The sequence below is a fragment of the Anabaena azotica SJ-1 genome (genome assembly GCF_047275885.1).
Classification (GTDB): domain Bacteria; phylum Cyanobacteriota; class Cyanobacteriia; order Cyanobacteriales; family Nostocaceae; genus Trichormus_B; species Trichormus_B azotica_A.
In genome coordinates, this window is sequence record NZ_CP178454.1 from 2,513,968 (window position 1) to 2,538,431 (window position 24,464).

Here is a 24,464-nt window from a genome sequence, read left to right on the forward strand (position 1 = left end):
ATATTTACTCAGGAGGCAAGGGAGCAGAGGAGCAGGGGAGAGGTGGAGCAGAGTAAAAATTAATTCTTTTTTCTTTTTTCTTCCTGAAATTCTGCCTCCTGCCTTCTGCCTCCTTTTTTCTAACTAATCAAAAATTCTTGCTACGTGCATATCCGTGACCAGGCTAATTTGTTAAATTGTTGTTCGTGGGCGAAAAACAGAGGTCAGTAATAAATGGGTGTTGAATCAACTGCTGATGAAATTGTCAAAGTGCCTCCTAATGGGCATAAATCCGAATTAAAAAGCCAAAAGCACAAGAAATTGCTACCACCAATTACCACGACAGGAGATTTGCCTCGTGCTTGGAAAATTGAGGACAGCGAAGACCTTTACCGAATTGAAGGTTGGGGAAGACCTTATTTTTCCATTAATGCGGCAGGGAATGTAACAGTTTCTCCCAAGGGAGATCGCGGTGGTTCTTTAGATTTGTTTGAATTAGTTAATGCTTTAAAGCAACGTAATTTGGGGCTTCCTCTGCTGATTCGCTTTTCGGATATTCTAGAAGACCGAATTGAACGCTTAAACGCTTGTTTTGCCAAAGCGATCGCTCGTTATAACTATCCTGGTGTTTATCGTGGTGTATTTCCCGTCAAATGTAATCAGGAAAGGCACTTAATTGAAGATTTGGTACGTTTTGGCAAACCTCATCAATTTGGGCTAGAAGCCGGGTCTAAGCCAGAATTAATGATTGCGCTGGCTTTATTGGATACCCCTGGTGCATTGTTAGTTTGCAACGGTTACAAAGACCGAGAATACATTGAAACAGCAATGTTATCTCAAAGGTTAGGACAAACGGCAATCATTGTTATAGAACAAATTGAAGAAGTCGATTTGGTGATTGCAGCTAACTTGCAATTAGGAATTAAACCCATTTTGGGGGTACGGGCAAAATTAAGCACCCAAGGAATGGGACGTTGGGGAACTTCCACAGGCGATCGCGCTAAATTTGGGCTAACAATTCCCGAAATAATGGAAGCGGTTGATAAGTTAAGGGAAGCTAATTTACTCGATTGCTTGCAGTTGTTACACTTCCATATCGGCTCACAAATTTCCGCCATCAATGTCATTAAAGATGCCATCCAAGAAGCCAGTCGCATTTATGTAGAGTTGGCGATGTTAGGCGCAGATATGAAATATCTGGATGTTGGTGGTGGCTTGGGTGTAGATTACGACGGTTCTCAAACTAATTTCTACGCCTCCAAAAACTACAATATGCAAAACTATGCCAATGATATTGTGGCAGAGTTAAAAGATACCTGTGCAGAGCGTCAAATTACCGTACCTACACTGATTAGCGAAAGTGGTAGAGCGATCGCATCCCATCAATCAGTCCTCATCTTTGACGTTCTCAGCACCAGCGATGTCCCCCTCGAACTCCCAGACCCACCACAAGAGGGAGAATCACCAATCATCAATTACCTGTGGGAAACCTACCAATCGATCAACAAAGAGAACTATCAGGAGTTCTACCACGACGCGGCGCAATTTAAAGAAGAAGCCATAAGCCGCTTTAATTTAGGAATTTTAAGACTTAAAGAACGAGCTAAAGCCGAGCGACTTTACTGGGCTTGTTGCAGCAAAATTCTAGATATTACCAGACAGCAGGAATACGTACCCGATGAATTGGAAGACCTGGAAAAAATCATGGCTTCCATCTATTACATTAATCTTTCCGTGTTTCAATCAGCACCAGATTGTTGGGCAATTGATCAACTATTTCCCATTATGCCCATACATAAGCTAGATCAAGAACCCACACAACGAGGAATTTTGGCTGACCTCACCTGTGATAGCGATGGTAAAATCGACCGATTTATTGATCTACGGGATGTCAAATCAGTGTTAGAACTGCATAAATTCAAACCAGATCAACCCTATTATCTAGGAATGTTCCTCAATGGAGCTTACCAAGAAATCATGGGCAATTTACACAACCTATTTGGTGACACCAACGCCGTTCACATCCAATTAACACCCAAAGGCTATCAAATTGAACACGTTGTTAAGGGTGATACCATGAGTGAAGTAGTTAGCTACGTGCAGTATGACTCCGAAGATATGGTAGAAAACATCCGCCAGCGTTGTGAAAAAGCCTTAGAAGAAAATCGTATCACCCTAGCTGAATCTCAACGACTATTACAAACCTACGAGCAAAGTCTGAGGAGATATACGTATTTGAATAGTTAGGATTGGTAATTGGTAATTGGTAATTGGTAATTGGAAAAGCTATTACCTATTACCTATTACCCATTACCTAAATTGAATTTGTACCTAACAATTCTGCGATCGCTTGGCGTTCAATAGGAGTATCAGCGGGAGGAGCTTGACGAGCATCAGTAATCAGCCAATCTAAAGCCGCAGCTTGGACATCTATCGCCGCCCCAGTCTTGTCCACACAGTAACGTCCGAATACCAGCTTATCCACCAATCGCACACCCGGACCCAAACGCGACCATTCAAAAATCACGCTGTTGTCCACAGTTACACCACTACAAATCCAGCAATTAGGACCAATCATCGCCGGGCCAACAATTTTTGCGCCATCTTCGATTCTGGTCATACCACCAATGTACACTGGGCCAGTAATATCTACCTTATCCCAATTCACTGCTACATTTAAGCCAGTGTAAATACCAGGAGCAACTTCATGTCCAGGAATCTGCACATTTTTAATTTCACCCAGCAATACACCACGAATTGCCCGCCAATAATCTGGTACTTTACCAATATCTACCCATTCAAAATCCATCGGGATAGCATAAAAAGGTGCATTAATTTCCACAAGTTTAGGAAATAAATCACCTCCAATGTCATACTCTATCCCAGAGGGAATATAGTTAAACACCTCTGGCTCAAAAATATAAATACCCGTATTGATATTAGTGCTGAGTGCTTCTTCGGTTGAGGGTTTTTCTTGGAAAGCTTTGACCCGATTATCATCATCTGTCACTACCACACCATAACTAGAAACTTCTTCCCGTGGAACAGATTTCGTAATGATAGTAGCAATTGAACCCTTAGCTTTATGCCACTTCACCGCAGCCGTTAAATCTAAATCTATCAAAGCATCACCGCATAACACCACAAAAGTGTCATCAAAAAAAGGAGAAAAGTCTTGGATACGCCGCATTCCTCCAGCAGAACCAATCGCTTCTCCGACAAGTTTACCGTCGTCGTCAATTTTTCCTTCAAAAGAATAGCCAATCTGTACACCAAACCTTTGACCATCACGGAAATAATTTTCTATTTCCTCAGCCAAATGGCTAACATTGACCATAATTTCGTCAAATCCATGTTGACGCAGCAATTCCAGCAAAAATTCCATCACCGGCTTTTGCAGGATAGGAATCATCGGTTTGGGAATTGTATAAGTAATAGGACGTACACGAGTACCTTTACCCGCTGCGAGAATCATTGCTTTCATTAAATTTTATTCCTCAGCCACAAGCCAGTTTACTTTCATCGAGAGATTGTTAAGCAGGTAGGCACAAAATAAACTAAACTATGTAACGAAATTTAAAAGAATTGAAACCCTTATAATTGTTTCACTTTGATTCACTCCGTCCGCAATGACATAGTTATAAATTTTTCCACCTACTTACTACTTAATCATCAGTTTTTATTTCTCTTCTAACTTAAAGGTATAGCTAGATGATCATCAGTCAGTTATCTTTTCAATAGGATTTTGGGTTTTGCTGACACAAAAGTTCAGTTGATTGGGTTCTAGCTGCTGGCTGAAGTTGGTAAACGGATTTTTATCTCCTGGTAAAATTCTTCTTGAAATAGCTCTACCTTAGATTGAGCAGACAGCAGTAGTAATGCCCAAAAAACGCTCACTATGTCACCATGTTCTGATTCATGGTACTCACCTTTTTTTTGTGGCTGCTTTGTTTTTGTCCACAACTTTACCAGTTCTTCTAGATTCAAACATTCTTCCTCTAAATTTAGATCCCTTACAGAAAGATGCAATACCTGCTCTAGTTCTAAAGCTACTTCTGTCAGATTTTCTTGGTGAGCTAATTCTAGTGCTTCCCTCATGGTTTGCATACTAGGCTGACGCTTAGGACGGTGAGGTTTGTTAGATTTCTCTACCCGTTTTAGCTGGTTAGCCATAATCTGCAATTGTGTGATTAACTCTTGTAGAGTCACACGACGCTTTGGTGGTGGCATTGCGGCTGGACGGCGGCGTAACTGTCGCTCTAATTGCAGCCGCTGAATGGGATATAACCCCCCATCTTCACCTTCTAACATTGAATCATCAGACACATTATCTATAATATTATCTACTGTTGACAAATGCATTAAGGTATTAGCTTTGAATAATACGAGCAGGGATGCTGATAGAAATGCCTGTCCAGATTGGGACAAGTCAGCCTCGTAACCTCTTGCTGTTGCCTCTGGTGCCATTAGTTCTAAGTAGCGGTCAATCACCTCAATCACTTGCACATCCCAAGGGTCTATTTCCCCTTTTTCGGCTTGTTCAATGAGATGTGTAATTGTTTCTAATAGCTGGTTAGCATCCATCAGTTATCAATTATCAGTTATCAGTTATCAGCAGCAGAAGGAAAGAGGCAAGAGTTGATTAATTTTCCCATGCCCAATACCCAACACCCTATTTATCATTTTCACCAGATTTTGATTCATAAGTGACCGTAAAATTTGAGACATAATCATTGTGCTTATTACTTTTAATAGCGTCAAAGGTGCCTTTGATAGTTCCAGCAATTGGCACAGCCACAAGTGTTCCCAATAAACCCGCAATTTCAAATCCCATTAAAATAGATACAAAAATCCAGATTGGGTTGAGTCCAATAAAGTTACCTAGTAGCTTAGGTGCCAAGAGATTATCCTTAATTTGTTGGAGGATAATTGCTACCGTTGCTACTGGAAATGCTAACCACCAATTTTGCAGTAATACCAACATTGTGACTAAACTAATGCCTAATGTCGCTCCGACAAAGGGAATCAGTTCAGAAAGACCAATAACAATGGCAAATAACAGGGCGAATGGTACTCTCAAAAATAGGAAAATGGGAGTAAGGACTACTACCATGAAAAGTCCCAGCAATAGTTGACTGAGGAAAAAGTTCTGGAAATTTAACTGTAATGACTTGTTGAAAGGGATGCCAATATTAGAGGGCAGGAGATTGATTAGACCATACCATACGCGATCGCCATATAGCAGCATATAGAAAGCTAATACGACTACTAACACTAAGTTCAGTAATCCCGATAACAGGGTACCAGCAAACCCCACTGCACTGGAAGCTATCTGTTGTACTAAGTTTTGAATATTCGCATTGATTTGATTAGTTACTAGGCTAAAGTCTATATTTATCCGTCTTTGACGTGCCACTACCTGCAATTTCCCCAGATTGTCTTGACTGGAAGCTAACCAATCAGGAATCTTATTTAAAAGTTGGATAGTTTGGTCAATTACCATTGGTACAAGGGTAACACATAGAATTCCTAACAAAGCCAAAGTGATAATTAAAACTAAGATCACCGCCTGAGTACGAGTAATCCTAGCTTTTTCTAATAATTTAACCGGGTAATTGAGTAAAAACGCTAAAATAGCCGCAATACTTAGAATGGTGATGGGGTGCTGGAAATAACGAAACAGTAGCGACAGTAGCCAGACATTGAGAGCGATAATCGGGCCACTCAGACCATAAATTAACAAACTTTGAAGAGAGGCTGAACGGCGCATCTGATTTAATGTATAGGCAGGTGACAGGTGACAGGTGACAGGTGATAGGTGATAGGTGACAGGTGACAGGTGATAGGTGATGGGTGACAGGTGACAGGTGACAGGTGACAGGTGACAGGTGACAGGTGACAGGTGACAGGTGACAGGTGACAGGTGACAGTGAATAATTAAAGTAATTACTAATTATCAATTATCAATTACCAATTACCAATTACCAATTACCAATTACCAATGGATAAAGATATAGCTGACCTTCGCAAAGATTATACTTTGCAAGATTTGAGTGAAAAGGACATTAACCCTAATCCTTTTATACAATTTAAATTCTGGTTTGATCAGGCTCTAGCAGCACAATTACCTGAACCTAACGCCATGACTCTGGCTACATCTACCCCAGATGGTCAACCTTCGGCGAGAATGGTACTGTTAAAGAATTTTGATGAAAGGGGCTTTGTTTTATTTACCAACTACAATAGTCACAAAGGACAAGAACTAGCTGCAAACCCCCATGCTGCATTAGTTTTCTGGTGGGCTGAACTAGAACGTCAAGTGAGAATTGTGGGAACTGTAGAAAAGATTTCCTCAGAGGAATCAGATGGTTATTTTGAGGTGCGTCCACCTAAGAGTCGCTTGGGTGCATGGGCTTCTAATCAAAGCGAGGTAATTACTAGTAGGGAAGTGCTAGAGCAACAATTAGAAGAATTTCAACGCAAATATGAAAATCAGGAAGTACCTAGACCACCTCATTGGGGAGGTTTTCGGGTAATTCCCCAGGAAATCGAGTTTTGGCAAGGACGTTCTAGTCGTTTACATGACCGGTTGCTTTATACTCGTTTGGATGATGGGGGTTGGAAGATAGAACGGTTGTCTCCTTAATGAATAAATATAAATAAATAAATTCAAGGTGACAGGGAATAGTTTCTGGGAGTTTGAGAAATTCTCTTAAGCGTTCATCCGCGTTCTTATCCTGAAAATCCTGGACATCCTGATTCTGACAGAAGGCTATAGGGAAAGGGAAAAGAGTAAAAAGGATAGAGTGGAAAGCATTTTTAGCAGATTATAGAGGTCAATTATTACTGAATAGTGTCATCAAGTATTTGCTTCTTCCCGTGTTTGGTTAGCCACCTTAACAATTCTTAACCCCATTTACCCAAAAAAGCCGGATCAAGGGTTTTACCTCAAAAAATATTGAGAATAGCGTCAATAAGCTCAACGCAATTACAAGGGTCTTGACTTCTTACAGGGTCATGTTATGATGGTTTTGAAAATAATCCAAGGGGTTTATATTGTCTGAATCAGGATATCCCGGATTTTAGGATTTTCAGGATGTTATTTAATGATGGTTGGTTAGAAGTTGGGGATTTTGGATTTTCAGAATCCTTATTTAAACAATCTGCGTCTATCTGCGTTCCGAAAATCTTCACTCAAATAATTTAAGACCCTATATATATTGCGCCCACAGATTTCCACTCATAACATAAGTGTAAAAAATTATTTACAGCTTGTCAAGTCGAAAAATTGCGATCGCTAAAATCCTGTCAATCCTGGATATCTTGATTCAGTAAGGGCAAAGCATTCGGACAGAATATCAATGGTTTCAGCGATAGGTTATCACTCGAATGCTTCGCCCCTACAAGTTTCTCGCCAAGATGCAATATCCTTCACAAATAATAAAATTCTTTTAATCCTTTAATCCTGATGCTAATAATGTATATCTCAGATAAAAACCACCCCAAATAAATAGAATAATTATCAAAGTACCAATACCTAATAAGTTAGGCAACCAAAAAATTACTTCTATATGGTTTAATTTACCTGGGTTAAGTTTCCATATAAGTTGTTTACCATTTTTTTCTGGTTGAATAGTATCTTCGGTTTGTTGAATATTTTTAACTCCCCAAGGTGTCTGTAAGCTAAAGTCTAAATTGAGAATTGAACCTGTACCTGATAAAACGTTTCCTTTGCTGGTAAGTACAGAAAGGGAACGCAAATCTAAATCATAAATTAAGCGATTTCTTGATAGAAGCAAGAAGTTATTATCTTCTACGATTAAGTTGGAAGCAATATTTGGTAGTTCTTGATCATTGGAAATTACATCCGGTGTTTGAGATGTGCGATAGTTGAAAAATCCACTAAATTTTTCTTGTAATTCTTGACCGTTAGTGAAGGGAATTTTGACAATTATTTCTTCTGGAGAAATACGCTTTGCTGAACCGTCTAATTTTCGGGCGCGATGTTCTAGACTATTTAACCAATCGTAAACATAATCTCCACTAAAACTGGTTAAGTTTTCAGATAATTTAATATGTTGTACTAGTTCGCCGTTGTTGGTATTATTAAAATTAATTCCCAAATCATATTTTACACAACTTGTTAACATTAAAGATGCACAGATTAATAAGAAAATAAAAGGTTTTGGCAGATGCAATTTTTTGATTTTGGGAATTCTAAAATTCCTTGTTTTAACCTGTGATAATAAAAATTTTGGAAAATTAGATTTTTGCATATAAATTTTTCTCCATTTATCTAAGTAGAAAGGCGTAAAAAAAACGAAGTATGTAACTAAAAGTAAAGTTGCCCCAAACCCTCTTCCCTCCTGCCTCCTGCCTTCACACACTTAACCAAACTAGATAGGAAATTGTTAGACCCACAAAAATCAAGGCTACCCAAATAAAACGATTATCTTTTGTATTGACTTGACTAAGATCAACATATTCTGGTTCTACAGGCTTCTGTTTTAAGTTAGATGTCTGGAGTTTAGTGGTGACAAGGATTTTTGATTTGTTGTCAGCAATAGCACCAAAATCGGGAATTTCTGTCATCCACTCCTTTGGTCTTTTCAGTTTGGGTGCTTTTAAAATATAAATTAACCGCTTTGCTTGTGACTTGGTTTCGTAGTGAGGATGACGACAAAGTTTTTGACAAAGTGCGATCGCATCTTCAGAACGTCCAGCCGCTTCATAAGCATTTACTAACCAAATATCGACTTCACCAGCAAAGCGTGTATTCTTGGCTAATAAGGCGCTGGCTTTTTCTAAATTTTCCACAGATTCCCGATATTGTCCATTTTCAAAAGCTGCTTTTCCAACTTGGTAGCGAGATTTAGCAATTTCTAAACTTTCTGTAGTCATCGAAGGTAGGAGTTCAGTAGTTGAGGAGTTCAAGAGTATGGCTTACGCCACGCTGCGCTATCAGGAGAAAGAAGAAGAAATAAGAAAGGACTTACGGCAGATTGCAGATCAATGAGGTACAGAATCTAAATTGAAACCTAGACAGCAAGAGAGTTTTACTCCTGACTCCTGACTCCTGACTTCTGACTCCTGCTGTATTTTTTCTTCATCTTCTTCCAATCACCAATTACCAAAATTATTATTTAAATTGAGAACCGAGAATCATTGTTCCAATCCCTACATCGGTAAAGATTTCTAAAAGCAAGGCGTGGGGAATACGACCATCAATGATGTGTGCGGCTTTGACTCCTTGGGCGAGCGATCGCACACAACAAGTTACTTTAGGAATCATACCTCCACTAACCACGCCATCGTTAATCAATTGACGAGCTTCAGGAATATCTACTTTGGGAATTAAAGTTGATGGATCTTTGTAATCTGTTAAGATACCGCGTGTATCAGTCAGCAAAATTAACTTTTCCGCTCCCAAAGCCGCTGCTATTTCCCCAGCTACAGTATCAGCATTAATATTGTAAGCCTGTCCGCTATCGTCAGCAGCAACGCTGGAAACTACAGGAATATAGCCATTACTAGAGAGAGTTTCTAAAATCTTGATATTGACATTACTAACTTCCCCAACAAAACCGATAGCTTCATCACCTTGAGGACGGGCGGTAATTAAGTGTCCATCCTTACCACAAAGTCCCACAGCCATACCACCAGCTTGGTTAATCAGGGAGACAATTTCTTTATTGACTCTACCGACTAACACCATTTCCACCACATCCATTGTTGCTGCATCAGTGACGCGCAAACCATTCTTAAACTGGGCTTCAATTCCTAGTTTACCTAACCAACTGTTAATTTCTGGCCCACCGCCATGTACTAAAATTGGTCGCAAGCCGACGCAGGATAAAAATACGATATCGCGGATAACTTTATCTTTGAGGGTGCTATCTTTCATGGCTGCACCTCCGTATTTGACCACAACGGTGCGACCTGCGAACTGTTGAATGTAAGGTAGTGCTTCGCTGAGTATTTCTACGCGATTAGCTTCAGTTTGCCTGATATACTCGGTATCGTTGATCATTTTGAGAATCTGTCAATTTTGAAGACAAGGTTTTTACATGATCAAAACATGAAAGCAACTTTCTATGACAAAATTTCCTCAGATCAATTTTGGTTTTGATTTTTCAGAACACTGGGAATTGCTTCTAGGATGCGTGTAGCAATTTCTTCTGGTGTTTGGTTATCAGTGATGGTAATGTGTAAGTCTGCTTGGGAATAAAGCGGTTGACGTTGTTGGAGAAGCGATCTCAATTTGTCTTCAGGGTCAGAATCTTGTAAAAGTGGTCTTGTTTCATCCTCTGCTAACCGTTTTAACAAGACTTGCACTGGCGCATCAAGCCACACTATTAACCCGTGACGCAGATAGCCCCAATTTTCTTGTCGCAGGACAATTCCCCCACCAGTGGCTATAGTCAACTTAGTATAAGCACAAACTTGACCTAAAACATCACTTTCTAACTGTCGAAATGCGGCTTCTCCCTCTTCGGTAAATATCTCATTGATAGATTTTCCCGCAGCTTTAACTATTACATCATCAGTATCTATAAAACCATAACCAAGTTGATGTGCTAATAAGCGTCCAACTGTGGTTTTACCAACACCCATCATCCCAATTAAATAAAGGTTGACTCCTTTTAATAAGTTATTCACTGGTCTCTTGACTCCCGTTAACAGTCCTTGATTTTATCTGAATTCACACCATATATTCAATATCTCCCTGCTCAAAGATTCTGATTATTGACTCCTGACTGCTGAATTCTGACGTTTTTTAATTGGGCTACTAAAATGGGATCATTCATTAATAAACTGCTATCGGGTTCAGTAGTAGATTGAAAATCTTTTTCTTTGAAGCGTTCAATTATATAATCTCTCCACACTTTACTAGGAGATAAACTATCTGTTTGTATATCAATAAATAATCGTCGTTGGAGTAATTCTAGAGCTTCTAAAATTAGTCTTTTTCCTAATCGTGGTGATTGTCCGGGTATGATGTGACTTGTTAAAGCGAGGACAGAATTATACTCTGGATTAAGTACCAACCAATACATTATATATTTTTCTAACTCAGACAAGCGATTAAACTGCTGGTCTAAAATCCTGCGAATATCACCAAAAACCAAAGTATCTTGCGCTAGAAACTGATAAATACTACCAGCAAATAAATCTTGAATGGTGGTAGCAACTAATTTCAAAAATAACGGATTACCAGCATAGGAATCAATCAATATACAAGCTTCTCTATGGTCTAATTCGGCTATTCCTTTAACTTGAAGGATACCCAAGCTTTCTATTTTGCTTAAACCAGTTAATTTTAAGGAGTGAACAGGGAGTTTTTCTCCTTCTATCTCTGTAATTTCTGGCGGTTTTTCCCGACTAGTTATTAACAAGCAGCTTTGGTGTTGAGATTCTCCTATCCTTTTAATTAACTCACCATAACCTTCATAACCAGGAAGATACTGAATTTGTGAAAGTGGATCAGGCTTACTCATGGCTACAGAATTGTCACCATTGCTAGATAAAATCGAGTCTATGTTATCTAACACCAACAGACAACGAACTTTGCGTAAAGCATGAATCAGTTGGGAAATTTTGGTATTTAGAGATGTGGTTTCGTCTGTCTGCAAGTCTGGTTTTAATGTCTGCATTAGTTCTAGCAGTATTGCATCTATCTTAGGGCATAGATGGAGCGATCGCCAGATCACATAATCAAACTGATCTTCAATCTCCTGCGCTAACTTGATAGAAAAAGCAGTTTTACCAATTCCACCCATTCCCAAAACCACAACCAACCGACAACGCTGATTAACAATCCATTCAGAAACTCTGGTTAATTCTGTCTTTCTTCCACAGAAGCCACTGATATCAACAGCTTCACCCCAATCTTGAATTTTGGTTGCTTCAACTTTTGGTAAATCAGTTGCTTCCTCCCTGGTATTTGTCATCAACGTGGTTATTGGTGGTATTTGAAACCAGTTTTTTTTATACCCAGCTTTTTCTAATAAATGAGTTACATGACTCCAGTTTTTTACCTTAATTAAGCATCCTGCCTGATTACTCAGCATATCTTCTATGTATTTATATAATCCATTAGAAAGATAAACTCTGACAGTGCTGCTACTGCTACTTTGATAAACTTTTTTGGCTATTTCCGCAGGGCTACAACCACAAAGCAAACCTCTCAGTAATTTCTTTTCCACAGGTGTGAGAGCTTTTCTTTTGGCAGAAGCTAAATCTACATATAATTTGTCTAAATTCCAATTTTTTTGAGCCTCTAGAAATTCTTCTTCGATTGGTGGGGAATCTACTACCGCCATTATTGTTATTAGTGGATTTACTGTAACGTTAGCGATATACTAACGCTTATTCTATAAAGCCTGAATAAACTAACGATAAATTATTAACGAATTTAATAACAAGTGTTAGGTGCATTTTTCTTTACTACTTAGGTATGCTTAAACTTAACGGAAATTTTATATAACTTGTTGGAAACTTTAAGGAAATAAATTTTGTCCACATTAGAAAGTTCAATGAGTTTCACATAACTAATGAAGAAGCTTTCATTAATTAATATGGTAGGGATGAGGTATCAACGATGACTCAAATCCGAGACATTGTCCAAACAGCTTTAACAACGGGCTATTTGACTTTGCAGGCAGAAAACCAACTCAGACAACTTTTATCTGCTCGATATGATTTTGAAGATTTTAATGCCTTCATGGCTTTACAGGAAGCGGCAATGATGGGTGAAATCAGACAAGAATCGCGGGAATACAGAGACAAGTGCAAGTTACAGAGTCAAGGGTGCAGGATATAGAGTTATTGCTGAAGTTGGGAAAAGGCTAAGGGGTAAAATTTATATTGATTTTGGTTGTTTCTACCGTCGAGTAGGTTTGTTATCATCCTCCAAATCTTCATCTTCAAAAAAATCCCAATCATCATCATCATTTGTTTGGTCAGTAGTTGGTGGTTGATAAGGAGGGATAATTACTCGATAATCAGCATCATAAATGGATTCAGTTTTTCCCACTCCAGTATTTTTGGGTTCTTGGGAACTGTAGGAGTAAACAGAATCAGAAGTATTGTTGCGTGGTTGCTGAGGTGTGGAGGTTTTTGAGCTTGGTGTCTGTGGTGATTCGTCAAAATCCCAATCGCTGTTTTGATTACGATCTGTGTCCCAATCATCAAACTCGTTATTAGTATTGTCATCAGTTGTACTTGTTTGCTGGTGTGAGGTTTGAGAAGTTTGTTTATTTTCTCCCCTTGCATTTGTTTTGGTGCGTGGTGCTGTTGCAGTCGATTTGACTGAGGTTGTTGATGGTTGTTGAGCAAAATAATTACCAAGTTTCAACAAGGTAGCGATTAAAAAAGATGTAAAACCACCAGCCACGATGCTAAATAAAATCCATAAACTTAATGGTAATGGTTGAGTCCGCATACCCAAAAATACTAGGGGAAGGGCAGGGGAAAAATTTTGGACTAATAATAGTGTTAGTCCTCCCAGTGTTACCACTAACAAAATTAAGCGAATTATAGCCATTTTTATATATATGTTAGATGTTAGGGAATAGGGAATAGGGCATTGGGCAGGGGAAAATCAATCAATTCTTGCCTCTTGCCTTTTGCCTTCTTCCACTGATAACTGATTTAAAGATGACCTTGCCAACGTTGAATAGGTATACAGTCAATATCTAGCTGATCTAAAGCACGAGCAATGACAAAATCAACTAAATCTTCGATGGTTTGAGGGTTGTGATACCAAGCCGGAATAGCGGGAACTACTCTCACTCCTGTTTCTGCTAAGGTTGTTAAGTTCCGTAGGTGAATCAGGCTAAAAGGAGTTTCTCTGGGGACGATAACCAGCTTACGTCCTTCTTTAATTTGGACATCTGCTGCTCTTTCTAACAAGTCGGAACTCATCCCTACGGCTAGTTTGGCCACTGTACTCATGCTGCATGGCATGATGATCATCCCCAGAGTTTTAAAAGAACCACTAGCGATGCCAGCACCAACATCACTCCAAGGATGACAGCGGAGTTTACCAAGTAGGGGAACTCCGGCTTGCTGTCGCCAAAATTTCTCTTGTGCTTCGGGGTCTGCTGGCATACGAATATCTTGCTCGGCCTGCCAAACCATGTAAGTTGATTTGGAAGCAACGAGTTCAATTGTATACTCTGCTGCTAAAAGAAATTTTAGAGCGCGAACGGCATAAATCAGACCAGATGCGCCTGATATACCTAAGATAAGTGGTTTTGGGCTAGTTGACACGGAATTAATTATCTGGGAAATTTACTCATCCTCATCGTATAAATCTAAATCAAGAGAGTCTGTCTGATCTTCCAAGTAAGAATCTGATGTATCTTGATTTCCTGCTCCCACTCCTAAGCCTTTGGCTACACCATCAGCACCAACTGTGACTAAATCAATTTGCTGGCGATAGTAATCGACACTTTTGACTTGTACAGCTACGCGATCGCCTAGTCGATAGGAAGCACGATTTTTGCGGCCAAACAGGGCTTGCTGTCGAGCGCGGTATTCATACCAGTCATCTTTGAGGGAACTGACGTGAACCAGTCCTTCTACCCGTAGAGGTGTACTTAGCTTGGAACCGATTTCTAACTCAGTGGCGGGAACTTCAATTTCGACAAAGAAGCCGTAGGATTGAACCCCAGTAATGACACCGGGAAAGACTTGACCGATTCGCTGTTTCATCAGTTGGGCTTTTTGCAGTCCAGCTAAATCAGCTTCAGCTTCTTGAACTTCTTTTTCTCTGTCATTAATTTGAACAAGCACTCTGGTTAAATCGCTTTGCAGTTCTTGTTGGAGTTCTGGAGGAAGAACATTCCAGTTAATTTCCAGATGGGAAGCAGAGTGACGCAAGTTAACACGCTCTTTAACACGGGTATTGCGGCGATCGCGTCCATATTCCAGTAGAGCATGATACACCCTTTGCATTAATAAATCTGGATAACGCCGTAAGGGAGAACTAAAGTGAAGGTACTGTGGCAAAGCTAAACCAAAGTGTGTACCTTTGGTAGTGCTGTATACAGATGGCTTGAGAGTATCTTGTAACAAGTAGGTGAGGACTTGTTCTGATGGGGATTCAGTAAAAGCTCTAGTTAAGTGTTGATAATCTAGAGGTTGAATTTCCAACTCTGGATCGAGTGTTAACTCCACACCTAAATTAATGGCTAATTTCAGCATTTCCTGAACATCTTCAGGATCGGGTGTCCCTTGAACTCGCCAAATAGCGGGAACTCCCAAGGCGCTGAGGTGATCTGCCATCAGTTCATTGATTAACAGTACATACTCTGTGATCAGCGATCGCACTGGTGAGTCATTCAGTACCACAGCCCCCATGATCCCCTCATCATGGTAAGGATTTTGGCTAGGTGGTAGATTCAATTGTAAGCTACCGCGAGACAACCGAGCTTGTTTAGCTGCTTGAGCCAAAGTTGCTAGGTTCTGTAATATCTCGATACTTTGGGCAGATGCTTTTGTGGATTCACCTGTGAGAATTGCTTGTACTTGTTGTTTGCTGATGGCCTGATCGACATTAATCACACTGGGTTGAATTTCCCATTCCAACACTTCTCCCGACTGGGGATCAATAGCAATCACAAAAGAGAGACAGAGGCGATCGCTACCTGGTATCAAAGAACAACGTTCTCCTACAGCATCAGGTAACATCGGCAGAATTAATTCTCCGAGATATACTGATCTCCCCCGCTTGAGTGCTTCTCGGTCTAATATCTCATCAGCCTGAATATAGTGAGATAAATCAGTGACATGGACAATCAACCGCCATGGACCACTGGGATTTTTTTCCAAGCTCAAAGCATTTTCTATTACCCTATCATCACCGTTCACCCCTTCTATGGTCAGAGTAAACAAGCTACGTAAATCTACGCGATCTTTCAAATCTGCTTTCAGTAACTTTTTGGGCAACTTGGCGGCTGTATCCAATACGTTTTCCGAAAAATTCCGAGATAAATCGTGTTTACAAGTTACCAAATCTATATCAGCAGCAGCTTCTGCATCACTACCCAGTATTTGTACCACCCGCCCCAGAGGTGGATACTGAGCTAAAGGATAACGCAGAACTTCTACATGAGCCAGGTGGTCGATAGCTTCTTCTAATTTCATGCCGTTTGTTAACAATTTCAATTCAAACAGCAGACGATCATCTAAAGGAACAGCACGGAAACCCCCTTCTACTTGCTTAATCCGTGCCAGTAAAGTGTGATTGGAACGCTCCAGAATCAACTTCACTTCACCTTCAGGAGAACGCCGACGACTACCTTCTTTTAGGACTCTGACCAAAACGCGATCGCCATTCCAGGCATTACTAAGATGACTTTCCCGGATGTAAATATCCTCAGAGCCTTCCACATCCTGAATTGCAAAGCAAAACCCCTTACTAGAACAGCGGAGTTTAGCTTCAATTAGCCCCTCTTCTGATACACGACGATACTTACCACGTTCTTTTACTAACAGCCCAGTTTTTTCTAGCACCTCCAAAGCAATGTGAAGTTTTTCTAAACTGTCTTCATCCTCACAACCCAGTTTTTTTTCCAAAACCTTCCGAGCTACCAATTTATCATCAGTAAAATTGGCAAGGAGTGTAGCGATTGAAAATTCCATGCAGTGAACCGACCTTTGGTCAAAACATCATTTTTCGTGTAATCTGGTTCTTCCCTGTATATCCTCACAGCCTACAGACACCTGTTGCCAACGAATTACCCGTTTGCATAGCGTCTCGTAGAGAAGGCAAGGCTGCCGAAGTTCCTATCAGAGGAACCCTCTGCTCGGACTTCTCACTGCACGACACTCTCAGAATTCACCTGGGTTCAACTTTCTTCACCTAACCAATCTTACACAGCACTCCTGATACTCGATTTCTACCTAGTAATGTTGCTCGTGGTTTTTGAGAGATTTGGTTTATAGAACTCTCCATTTCACCTACAAACTCCTACACAAGGCAAGAAACAGGTGTTCGATTGTTTAGATTTCAGGTAATTTTACGCCATGAGAATCTGAGTTTTAACTAGGAGAAACTGCCGATAAACCCAATTTTCCCATCTGTAGAATCGGTAACAATCAGGTAAGCAGCTTAACAAGCAATGAGGGCGAACCTTATCTTTATTATTGTAGATTTAGAGCGCACTTCCAGAAAATACTTCTAGATATTGATTTGGGTAATTAGTATAGCATTGAAAGGAAGAACACCCTGAGTGAGTCAGCAGTAGCTAAAATTGATGCTTATGATTATGCAACAATTTACTGCTGCTACAATCGTGACAGATGATCATAGCGCGAAAAGTACCAGGAAGTCCTATCAAGTACAAATAAAGTTAAACAGATTTAGATTGGTGGCAGTATGATGTTGGCTCAATTCCAGAGCTTGTATACCAACGGCAGCATTATTTCCGAATTGGTACAGATTTTTCAAGGCAAATATATCGTTCGAGTTAGTGTACAAATTGAAGGTGTCACCCGTGCTACTGGTATGTCAGCAGCAGAAACTGTAGAAGCTGCCGAAGACCAAGCCAGAAATCGGGCGCTAATGGTTTTGGGGATTACTAATACCGGGGAAACAGTGCCATTTTCGCCAAAACCTATTTCTTCAGGTCAAGTAAACCCTGCCGTAAATACTACAAGTATATTAAATGAATCTGTCTCTGCATCAAGTGAAGTTGTCAGTAGTCAATGGTCACTAACTAGTAACACAGAAACAACTCCACCCCCCGCAATTAGACAGAACAACAACACAACCAGAGATACCTATAACCCAGTCTTAAGTCAAAGTTTTTCTGGAACTAATACCAGAGATCAAGAACTTTATACTTCAGCACCCGAAATAGAGATGTTATCTAGTCCAGAACCTGAACCCCAACCTTTACCGTCAATTAGTGCAAGCAACGTCACACCATTTACACCACGCAGTTATTCTCCTACCCAGGATATTAGCTCACAGTCAGCGATCGCCAAAAGGAACAAAAAAAACGAACCAGTAAATTTATCCGATGTCATTGCCCAAACGGACGTGCAGATAGAGCGTTTAAGCTGGACAAAAGAACAAGGAAGAGAACATCTTAAAAAAACCTATGGTAAGTTAGGGCGTTCTTTACTTAGCGAAGAAGAATTACTGGATTTTCTCAACTACCTCAAATCCCAACCTGATCCCATAGCTGGATTTTAAGAAGGTGACAGGTGACAGGTGACAGTGATAGGGAATAGGGAACAGGGAAGATGAGGAAGCAGGGTAGGAAAATTAACAGTCAAAAGTCAAAATTAAAGAACTTTTACCTCTTACCTCTTCCCTTCTTACTGTCACCTGTTCCCTGTCCCCTGTCACCTAAACTACAACCATTGGACGGCTACCGGCGGCGTGACGGTCAATTACTTGGTCAATTAAGCCGTATTCTCTGGCTTCTTCTGGAGACATGAAGAAGTCACGTTCTGTATCTTCAGCAATACGCTCAAGTGGCTGACCTGTGTGTTCGGCTAAATAACCATTCAGCTTGCGCTTGTGGTATAAAATTTCCCGCGCCTGGATTTCAATATCAGTCGCTTGTCCTTGTGCGCCACCTAAAGGTTGGTGAATCATAATTCGTGAATGCGGCAAACTCATCCGCTTGCCTTTAGTTCCAGCACTAAGAAGGAAAGCCCCCATACTCGCTGCCAGTCCGGTACAAATGGTACAGACATCAGGGCGAATATTTTTCATGGTGTCAAAAATGCCCATCCCCGCCGTCACTGAACCACCAGGAGAATTGATATACATATAAATGTCTTTCTCCGGGTCTTCAGCATCTAAAAACAACAATTGGGCAACAATCAAGTTAGCTAGACCGCTATCCACCTGTTGTCCCAAAAAGATAATGCGCTCACGTAACAGCCGTGAGTAGATATCAAAGGCGCGTTCACCTCGACCCGATTGTTCAATAACGATAGGAATCATGAGCGTGTTTGTAGCTATTTGTCATTTATTCTATCTAACGCAAGTTGCTAGTTGGGAATTAGGAGTAAAAAGAACCGTGTGGAGTGTGCAATATAAGGTGTAGGGGAGCAGGGGAGCAGGGGGGAAAGATTAATTCCTTCTTCTTTCTTCTGACTCCTGACTCCTGACTCCTGAACTCCTGATAGCGAAGCGTGGCGTTAGCCATACTCCTGAATTCTGACTCCTGACTCCTGACTCCTGACTCCTGACTCCTGAATTCTGCTGCATATCGGTTCTTAGCAAGCAGATTCATCCGTGGGAAAAGTTTAAAATCAGATATTTCAAATCAAAATTTTTTTTACCGGCACTTTTTGAGGCGAATTGCAGTCTAAGTAACTATGGTGATGTGAAAAAAGGGTTAAACGAATGGTTAATCAACGCCAGATTAAGTCCTATTCTCACCTTTCTACACAAGTCCTTAAATATTGACCAATATTTGATGGTTCAAGCTCCCGGATTTGTCCTTGAAATCAATCCACAATCGAAATCAGGTATAACTTGGCTTGCCTGTATTTGGCAACTATAGCTTAGTTGAAATTCTTTTTCAGGTATTAGTAACTTTTTTCACAGGTTATTTTTTTTTCTGGTTAATTATCCGGACATATTTTGCAAATCCGGTAAATCGGGAGTATGAGGTGTATTTAGAATAACCAGTTTTACTTGAAATCTTATTGATTAACAGAGAGAAGTACTATGCTGGAAAGACTTATGCAAGCTGCTTTAATCACTTTTTTGCTGCACTTAATCGCCGGACTAAATACTAGTCATCAAATTCGTCAAAAGTCGGTATCACCTGTATCAGAAATGCCAGCACCTGTCCTGGGTTCAACAGTACGCTGGTTTAAATGACATCAGGTGACAGGTGACAGAAAGAAGGCAAGAGGCAAGAGGCAAAAGGCAAGAGTTTATTTTTTCTTCCCAATTACCAATTAATTACCAATTACCCATTACCAATAATCTACGGACAGCAAAGAAACAGTTAACTGTGTACACTGTGGAAACGCTAGACTGACAGTGAAGGGTGGGAAACTGTAATTATGACTAATCGCCTTGCTGAAACGAGAAGCCTTTATCTTCGCAAACACGCTGAAAACCCGATTGATTGGTGGCCTTGGTGTGATGAAGCATTGGAAACTGCAAGGGCGCAAAATAAACCGATTTTTCTCTCTATTGGCTACTCTAGTTGTCACTGGTGTACGGTGATGGAAGGGGAGGCGTTTTCTAATTTGGAAATTGCCCAATATATGAATGCTAATTTTCTCCCTATCAAGGTAGACCGAGAAGAACGACCAGACCTGGATAGTATCTATATGCAGAGTTTGCAAATCATGAGTGGTCAAGGGGGTTGGCCTCTCAATGCTTTTCTGTCTCCAGATGATTTGGTGCCGTTTTACGCTGGAACTTATTTCCCAGTTGATCCCCGCTATGGTCGTCCGGGATTTTTGCAGGTTTTACAAGCTTTACGCAATTACTACGATACGGAAAAAGAGGAGTTACGCCAACGGAAGGCGGTAATTGTTGAGGCTTTGCTGACATCTGCGGTATTACAAAACGGTGCGAGTCAGGAGGTTGAAGATCATCAGTTATTACAAAAAGGTTGGGAAACCTGCACGAGAATTATCAATCCTAAGCAGGTTGGTAATAGTTTTCCGATGATCCCCTATTGTGAGTTCGCTTTGCGGGGAACTCGGTTTCATTTTCCATCCCGGTATGATGGACAACAGGTTTGTAGACAACGAGGACTGGATTTAGCTTTGGGTGGGATTTATGACCATATAGCTGGTGGTTTTCATCGCTACACTGTTGACCCAACTTGGACAGTCCCCCATTTTGAAAAGATGCTTTACGATAATGGTCAGATTGTCGAGTATCTGGCTGATTTGTGGAGTGAGGGAATTCAAGAATCGGCTTTTGAAAGGGCGATCGCTGGAACTGTACAATGGTTACAACGGGAAATGACTGCACCAACTGGTTATTTTTATGCTGCTCAAGATGCGGATAGCTTCATTCATTCCACAGATGCAGAACCGGAGGAAGGTGCTTTTTATGTCTGGAGTTACAGGGAATTACAAGAACTGCTAACAACTGAAGAGTTAAGGGAATTACAACAGCAGTTTACTGTCACTCCTCATGGGAATTTTGAAGGTAACAATGTTTTGCAAAGACTGCATCCTAGTGAACTGAGTCAAACTCTAGAAATTGCTTTGAGTAAGTTGTTTGTTGTGCGTTATGGTGCTGAACCTAATTCTCTGCCAACTTTCCCCCCAGCGCGAGATAATCAGGAGGCGAAAACTACTAAATGGCCTGGTCGTATACCGGCTGTGACTGATACTAAGATGATTGTAGCCTGGAATAGCTTGATGATTTCTGGTTTGGCTAGGGCGGCTGAGGTTTTCCAACAACCAAGTTATCTGGAGTTAGCAGCACAAGCGACTAAGTTTATTTGGGATCATCAATTTATAGATGGACGTTTTCACCGACTGAATTATGAAGGTGAAGCGACGGTTTTGGCTCAATCTGAAGATTACGCTTTTTTTATTAAAGCATTGCTGGATTTACACCAAGCGGCTGTTGATAATGCTGATTGGTTGGAAAAAGCTGTTGCTCTCCAAGAAGAATTTAATGAATTTCTCTGGAGTGTTGAATTAGGGGGTTATTTTAACACATCTAAGGATAATAGTCAAGATTTAATTGTGCGGGAGCGTAGTTATCTAGATAATGCTACACCTTCAGCCAATGGGATTGCGATCGCTAATTTAGTGCGTCTGTCTTTGCTGACTGATAATCTACATTATCTTGATTTAGCTGAAGCTGGATTAAAAGCCTTTAAAGGTGTAATGAGTGAATCTCCCCAAGCTTGTCCCAGTTTATTTACTGCCTTAGACTGGTATCGTAATTCTACTTTGATCCGTAGCACCACTGATCAAATAAAGTCATTGATGCCTAAATATCTATCAACAACAGTTTTTGCAGCGGTATCAGATTTACCAGAAGGAACTGTGGGTTTGGTTTGTCAAGGGTTGAAATGTCTTCCCGCACCAGAAAGTGTAGAACATTTGTTAGAACAAGTACAGCGCAGTCAAAACAGAGGTTAATAGCAAGTGAAAGGGAAAGGTAATAAATTGGGATCTTTTGATTCCTGATTACCTTTTCCCTGTTTTCTAATCTTTTGTTTAATTAATTTTGCCCAGGTACTTACTTGTGAATATTAACGCAACTTTGATAACAAGGTTCGCATCTGGGAAGTAGATAGAAATTTCTGAGCATCTGTCATTATGCTTTGACCCCATAAATGCTTTTTCATACAATAGAAATCAGCAAAATTTTTGTCTAACATTAATGCTTTTTCTGCTAACTGATAAGCCTGTTGTTGTTGACCTGTAACATATAAAGCCACAGCTAAAGCAAAGGTAGCTTCCGCAGATTGACTATTAATTTTTATAGCTTGTTGCCATTGTTGAATCGCTGTTTCTTTATCACCCTGTTCATATTTAATGAACCCTATATTATTGATAGCTGCTAAACTTTTGGTATCTTTAGCAACTACTTGATTATGATTAGACATGGCAGTTAGATATTTTCATGTTGGATAATAAATAATACATTTTTCATTGTAAATATCCGCAAAATAAGTGTAAATTATATACTTGTTAATGTAAAGATTTGATGTTTACTGTACAGTCATAATAATTACCTGTATTTTTTTAATCAGAATCAGGATGTCCAGCATTTAAGGATTTTCAGGATGTACCCTGGAGTTAAAGCTCTAAATCCGGACAATATATGCTTTATCATTCACTGAAATAATCTGGTAACTAATTTGCTACAAATCTATATATTGTGACAGTATGATAGTGACAACAGATTCGTGAGAAGACGTAGCAAAAAATATTTTGTTCCTATGACTACATTAAGCACCATAGTCCTAGCAGGTGGTAAAAGTTCTCGCATGGGAGAGGATAAAGCCTTAATTCCTATTCAGGGTATACCCTTATTGGAAAAAGTTTGTACTGTCGCTCAAAGTTGTACAGATACCATATATATAGTCACACCTTGGACAGAAAGATATCAACACTTACACTTACCTAAATGTGAATTTATACAAGAGAACTCACTTCAAACACAAGGACCACTAGTAGGCTTTGCACAAGCACTAGACAAAGTAAAAACAGAATGGGTATTATTATTAGCTTGCGACTTACCCAACTTGCGAATAGAAGTGTTACAAGATTGGGTAAATAGACTAGATAATGTAGCAGCAGAAAATATTGCCTGTTTAGTAAAAAATACTGAAGGGTGGGAACCTCTGTGCGGTTTTTATCGCAGTCAATCCTTGCCTTTATTATTAGATTTTATAAACCAAGGGGGACGCTCATTTCAAAAGTGGCTAAAGCCATATCCAGTTGCACATTTACCATTATCAGAACCAGATATGCTATTTAACTGTAATACCCCAGAAGATTTACAGCAAATTTTAGCTAATTAAGCCATAATAAAAATACACCCCTCTCCTCTTCACCTCCAAAAACCTCTGCGTTACCTCCGCGTTACTCTGCGTTGAAAAAATAATTATGCGCTGGAAATCATCTGTGATAGCACTCCTCTTAACTCTCCTCTTATGCTCCTGTAGCACAGCCAAAACTCAAACATCACCAACAAAATCAAATATCATTACAGAACAACAAACATCAGCCAAAAGAGTTGTCGCACTTTCATCTCTTGCTGCTGACATTATCTCTCAACTTGATCAAACAAAACTGGTAGGAATTCCTGGTAGCTATTTATTTAAAAATGAGTCAAGATTGCAAGATATTCCTCGTATTAGTGAGGGACAAAATGCGCCAAATTTAGAAAAAATTGTTTCTTTAAAACCAGATTTAGTAATTGGTGCAACAGGATTTTCTAATGTACCTTTGCAAAAACTTCAGCAATTAAAAATACCGACTTTATCCACGAAAGTAAATAGCTGGGAATCTTTAGAAGAATTAACTAAAACACTTGCTAAAAAAATAGATGTAGATCCCCAGCCATTATTAAATCGTTACAAAAACTTTTTACCTGCTAATCAAAAGCAAAATATTTCTACTTTAATTCTGGTAAGTCGTCAACCAATTCTAACACCTAATAAATATAGTTGGGCTGGAGATTTAATTTCCAAATTTGGAGCGAAAAATATAGCTTCAGAATTACAAGGTAATAGTCCCATTGGTGGATATGTGACACTTTCTGCTGAAAAAGTTTTAGAAGCAAATCCAGATGTTTTAATTATTGTGAATGCTGAACCAAATCTATTAAATTCTTTGAAAAAAGAAGCTTTTTGGCAGCAATTAAAAGCCACTAAAAACAATCGAGTTTATGTGTTTGATTATTATGGACTTGTAAACCCAGGTAGTCTAAATGCCATTGAAAAAGCTTGTCAGGAGTTGAAGAAAGTATTTTGAATAAAATGTCATAATTACAAGAATCATGAGTCAGC

21 protein-coding genes are annotated in these 24,464 nt (G+C 39.8%); 8 read left to right on the forward strand and 13 right to left on the reverse strand.

Going from position 1 to position 24,464, the window contains the following annotated elements:
- Window positions 1–213 precede the first annotated feature (213 nt).
- Window positions 214–2,226, forward strand: coding sequence for a biosynthetic arginine decarboxylase (gene speA / locus ACLLO5_RS11065; protein ID WP_413175486.1), 2,013 nt, complete (start codon window positions 214–216; stop codon window positions 2,224–2,226).
- 67 nt (window positions 2,227–2,293) lie between these two features.
- Here speA and ACLLO5_RS11070 read toward each other — a convergent pair whose 3' ends face one another.
- The 3 genes from ACLLO5_RS11070 to ACLLO5_RS11080 all read right to left on the reverse strand — a co-directional run bounded on the left by ACLLO5_RS11070 (window position 2,294) and on the right by ACLLO5_RS11080 (window position 5,749).
- Window positions 2,294–3,463 (reverse strand): sugar phosphate nucleotidyltransferase, encoded by a 1,170-nt coding sequence (locus ACLLO5_RS11070; RefSeq protein WP_413175487.1) that lies wholly within the window; start codon window positions 3,461–3,463, stop codon window positions 2,294–2,296.
- A 299-nt stretch (window positions 3,464–3,762) separates the two neighbouring features.
- Window positions 3,763–4,563: a segregation/condensation protein A gene (locus ACLLO5_RS11075; RefSeq protein ID WP_413175488.1), complete on the reverse strand. Its 801-nt coding sequence runs from the start codon at window positions 4,561–4,563 to the stop codon at window positions 3,763–3,765.
- Between the two features lie 88 nt (window positions 4,564–4,651).
- Window positions 4,652–5,749 (reverse strand): AI-2E family transporter, encoded by a 1,098-nt coding sequence (locus ACLLO5_RS11080; protein ID WP_413175489.1) that lies wholly within the window; start codon window positions 5,747–5,749, stop codon window positions 4,652–4,654.
- Between the two features lie 231 nt (window positions 5,750–5,980).
- On the opposite strand from ACLLO5_RS11080, the gene pdxH reads away from it, so the two are divergent.
- Window positions 5,981–6,625 (forward strand): pyridoxamine 5'-phosphate oxidase, encoded by a 645-nt coding sequence (pdxH, locus tag ACLLO5_RS11085; protein WP_413175491.1) that lies wholly within the window; start codon window positions 5,981–5,983, stop codon window positions 6,623–6,625.
- 805 nt (window positions 6,626–7,430) lie between these two features.
- Here the strand turns inward: pdxH and ACLLO5_RS11090 are convergent.
- From ACLLO5_RS11090 to ACLLO5_RS11110, 5 genes are all read right to left on the reverse strand, one after another.
- Window positions 7,431–8,255 carry a DUF3153 domain-containing protein gene (locus ACLLO5_RS11090; RefSeq protein WP_413175492.1) on the reverse strand — a complete coding sequence of 275 codons (825 nt, stop codon included), beginning with the start codon at window positions 8,253–8,255 and terminating at the stop codon, window positions 7,431–7,433.
- 103 nt (window positions 8,256–8,358) lie between these two features.
- Window positions 8,359–8,880, reverse strand: a complete 522-nt coding sequence (locus ACLLO5_RS11095; protein WP_413175493.1) for a hypothetical protein — start codon at window positions 8,878–8,880, stop codon at window positions 8,359–8,361.
- A gap of 238 nt (window positions 8,881–9,118) precedes the next feature.
- Window positions 9,119–10,009, reverse strand: coding sequence for an acetylglutamate kinase (gene argB / locus ACLLO5_RS11100; RefSeq protein WP_413175494.1), 891 nt, complete (start codon window positions 10,007–10,009; stop codon window positions 9,119–9,121).
- Window positions 10,010–10,092: 83 nt separating this feature from the next.
- The gene (locus tag ACLLO5_RS11105) at window positions 10,093–10,638 is read right to left on the reverse strand and encodes a shikimate kinase (RefSeq protein WP_413175495.1); all 546 of its coding nucleotides are present in this window, start codon (window positions 10,636–10,638) and stop codon (window positions 10,093–10,095) included.
- 71 nt (window positions 10,639–10,709) lie between these two features.
- Entirely contained in the window at window positions 10,710–12,302 is a 1,593-nt protein-coding gene (locus tag ACLLO5_RS11110) for an NB-ARC domain-containing protein (RefSeq protein ID WP_413175496.1), read from the reverse strand.
- Between the two features lie 278 nt (window positions 12,303–12,580).
- On the opposite strand from ACLLO5_RS11110, the gene ACLLO5_RS11115 reads away from it, so the two are divergent.
- Window positions 12,581–12,802 carry a hypothetical protein gene (locus ACLLO5_RS11115; RefSeq protein ID WP_413175497.1) on the forward strand — a complete coding sequence of 74 codons (222 nt, stop codon included), beginning with the start codon at window positions 12,581–12,583 and terminating at the stop codon, window positions 12,800–12,802.
- Window positions 12,803–12,862: 60 nt separating this feature from the next.
- Here the strand turns inward: ACLLO5_RS11115 and ACLLO5_RS11120 are convergent, their stop codons facing one another.
- The 3 genes from ACLLO5_RS11120 to ACLLO5_RS11130 all read right to left on the reverse strand — a co-directional run bounded on the left by ACLLO5_RS11120 (window position 12,863) and on the right by ACLLO5_RS11130 (window position 16,629).
- Window positions 12,863–13,525: a LapA family protein gene (locus ACLLO5_RS11120; RefSeq protein ID WP_413175498.1), complete on the reverse strand. Its 663-nt coding sequence runs from the start codon at window positions 13,523–13,525 to the stop codon at window positions 12,863–12,865.
- Window positions 13,526–13,632: 107 nt separating this feature from the next.
- Window positions 13,633–14,253, reverse strand: a complete 621-nt coding sequence (locus ACLLO5_RS11125; protein WP_413175499.1) for a flavin prenyltransferase UbiX — start codon at window positions 14,251–14,253, stop codon at window positions 13,633–13,635.
- Window positions 14,254–14,274: 21 nt separating this feature from the next.
- Window positions 14,275–16,629, reverse strand: a complete 2,355-nt coding sequence (locus ACLLO5_RS11130; protein WP_413175500.1) for a ribonuclease R family protein — start codon at window positions 16,627–16,629, stop codon at window positions 14,275–14,277.
- Between the two features lie 739 nt (window positions 16,630–17,368).
- On the opposite strand from ACLLO5_RS11130, the gene ACLLO5_RS11135 reads away from it, so the two are divergent.
- Window positions 17,369–18,187: a hypothetical protein gene (locus tag ACLLO5_RS11135; protein ID WP_413176071.1), complete on the forward strand. Its 819-nt coding sequence runs from the start codon at window positions 17,369–17,371 to the stop codon at window positions 18,185–18,187.
- Between the two features lie 156 nt (window positions 18,188–18,343).
- On the opposite strand, the gene clpP is transcribed toward ACLLO5_RS11135, so the two are convergent.
- The gene (clpP, locus tag ACLLO5_RS11140; RefSeq protein ID WP_413175501.1) at window positions 18,344–18,949 is read right to left on the reverse strand and encodes an ATP-dependent Clp endopeptidase proteolytic subunit ClpP; all 606 of its coding nucleotides are present in this window, start codon (window positions 18,947–18,949) and stop codon (window positions 18,344–18,346) included.
- 732 nt (window positions 18,950–19,681) lie between these two features.
- Here clpP and ACLLO5_RS11145 point away from each other — a divergent pair.
- Together ACLLO5_RS11145 and ACLLO5_RS11150 are read left to right on the forward strand one after the other, a co-directional pair.
- Window positions 19,682–19,837, forward strand: a complete 156-nt coding sequence (locus ACLLO5_RS11145; RefSeq protein ID WP_413175502.1) for a hypothetical protein — start codon at window positions 19,682–19,684, stop codon at window positions 19,835–19,837.
- A gap of 188 nt (window positions 19,838–20,025) precedes the next feature.
- Window positions 20,026–22,083, forward strand: a complete 2,058-nt coding sequence (locus ACLLO5_RS11150; protein WP_413175503.1) for a thioredoxin domain-containing protein — start codon at window positions 20,026–20,028, stop codon at window positions 22,081–22,083.
- A gap of 113 nt (window positions 22,084–22,196) precedes the next feature.
- Here ACLLO5_RS11150 and ACLLO5_RS11155 read toward each other — a convergent pair whose 3' ends face one another.
- Window positions 22,197–22,553 carry a tetratricopeptide repeat protein gene (locus tag ACLLO5_RS11155; protein ID WP_413175504.1) on the reverse strand — a complete coding sequence of 119 codons (357 nt, stop codon included), beginning with the start codon at window positions 22,551–22,553 and terminating at the stop codon, window positions 22,197–22,199.
- Between the two features lie 336 nt (window positions 22,554–22,889).
- Between ACLLO5_RS11155 and ACLLO5_RS11160 the strand changes: the two genes are divergently transcribed.
- Both ACLLO5_RS11160 and ACLLO5_RS11165 read left to right on the forward strand, forming a co-directional pair.
- The gene (locus ACLLO5_RS11160) at window positions 22,890–23,474 is read left to right on the forward strand and encodes a molybdenum cofactor guanylyltransferase (protein WP_413175505.1); all 585 of its coding nucleotides are present in this window, start codon (window positions 22,890–22,892) and stop codon (window positions 23,472–23,474) included.
- Between the two features lie 85 nt (window positions 23,475–23,559).
- The gene (locus ACLLO5_RS11165) at window positions 23,560–24,429 is read left to right on the forward strand and encodes an ABC transporter substrate-binding protein (protein WP_413175506.1); all 870 of its coding nucleotides are present in this window, start codon (window positions 23,560–23,562) and stop codon (window positions 24,427–24,429) included.
- The last annotated feature ends 35 nt before the right edge of the window (window positions 24,430–24,464 follow it).

Bases quoted from the DNA above. Each gene is read 5' to 3' on its own strand.
- ACLLO5_RS11155 (WP_413175504.1), bottom strand. From the start codon at position 22,553: ATGTCTAATCATAATCAAGTAGTTGCTAAAGATACCAAAAGTTTAGCA.
- clpP (WP_413175501.1), bottom strand. From the start codon at position 18,949: ATGATTCCTATCGTTATTGAACAATCGGGTCGAGGTGAACGCGCCTTT.
- ACLLO5_RS11080 (WP_413175489.1), bottom strand. From the start codon at position 5,749: ATGCGCCGTTCAGCCTCTCTTCAAAGTTTGTTAATTTATGGTCTGAGT.
- ACLLO5_RS11135 (WP_413176071.1), top strand. From the start codon at position 17,369: ATGTTGGCTCAATTCCAGAGCTTGTATACCAACGGCAGCATTATTTCC.
- argB (WP_413175494.1), bottom strand. From the start codon at position 10,009: ATGATCAACGATACCGAGTATATCAGGCAAACTGAAGCTAATCGCGTA.
- ACLLO5_RS11115 (WP_413175497.1), top strand. From the start codon at position 12,581: ATGACTCAAATCCGAGACATTGTCCAAACAGCTTTAACAACGGGCTAT.
- ACLLO5_RS11160 (WP_413175505.1), top strand. From the start codon at position 22,890: ATGACTACATTAAGCACCATAGTCCTAGCAGGTGGTAAAAGTTCTCGC.
- ACLLO5_RS11090 (WP_413175492.1), bottom strand. From the start codon at position 8,255: ATGCAAAAATCTAATTTTCCAAAATTTTTATTATCACAGGTTAAAACA.
- speA (WP_413175486.1), top strand. From the start codon at position 214: ATGGGTGTTGAATCAACTGCTGATGAAATTGTCAAAGTGCCTCCTAAT.
- ACLLO5_RS11145 (WP_413175502.1), top strand. From the start codon at position 19,682: ATGCTGGAAAGACTTATGCAAGCTGCTTTAATCACTTTTTTGCTGCAC.
- ACLLO5_RS11095 (WP_413175493.1), bottom strand. From the start codon at position 8,880: ATGACTACAGAAAGTTTAGAAATTGCTAAATCTCGCTACCAAGTTGGA.
- ACLLO5_RS11110 (WP_413175496.1), bottom strand. From the start codon at position 12,302: ATGGCGGTAGTAGATTCCCCACCAATCGAAGAAGAATTTCTAGAGGCT.
- ACLLO5_RS11070 (WP_413175487.1), bottom strand. From the start codon at position 3,463: ATGAAAGCAATGATTCTCGCAGCGGGTAAAGGTACTCGTGTACGTCCT.
- pdxH (WP_413175491.1), top strand. From the start codon at position 5,981: ATGGATAAAGATATAGCTGACCTTCGCAAAGATTATACTTTGCAAGAT.
- ACLLO5_RS11150 (WP_413175503.1), top strand. From the start codon at position 20,026: ATGACTAATCGCCTTGCTGAAACGAGAAGCCTTTATCTTCGCAAACAC.
- ACLLO5_RS11165 (WP_413175506.1), top strand. From the start codon at position 23,560: ATGCGCTGGAAATCATCTGTGATAGCACTCCTCTTAACTCTCCTCTTA.
- ACLLO5_RS11120 (WP_413175498.1), bottom strand. From the start codon at position 13,525: ATGGCTATAATTCGCTTAATTTTGTTAGTGGTAACACTGGGAGGACTA.
- ACLLO5_RS11075 (WP_413175488.1), bottom strand. From the start codon at position 4,563: ATGGATGCTAACCAGCTATTAGAAACAATTACACATCTCATTGAACAA.
- ACLLO5_RS11130 (WP_413175500.1), bottom strand. From the start codon at position 16,629: ATGGAATTTTCAATCGCTACACTCCTTGCCAATTTTACTGATGATAAA.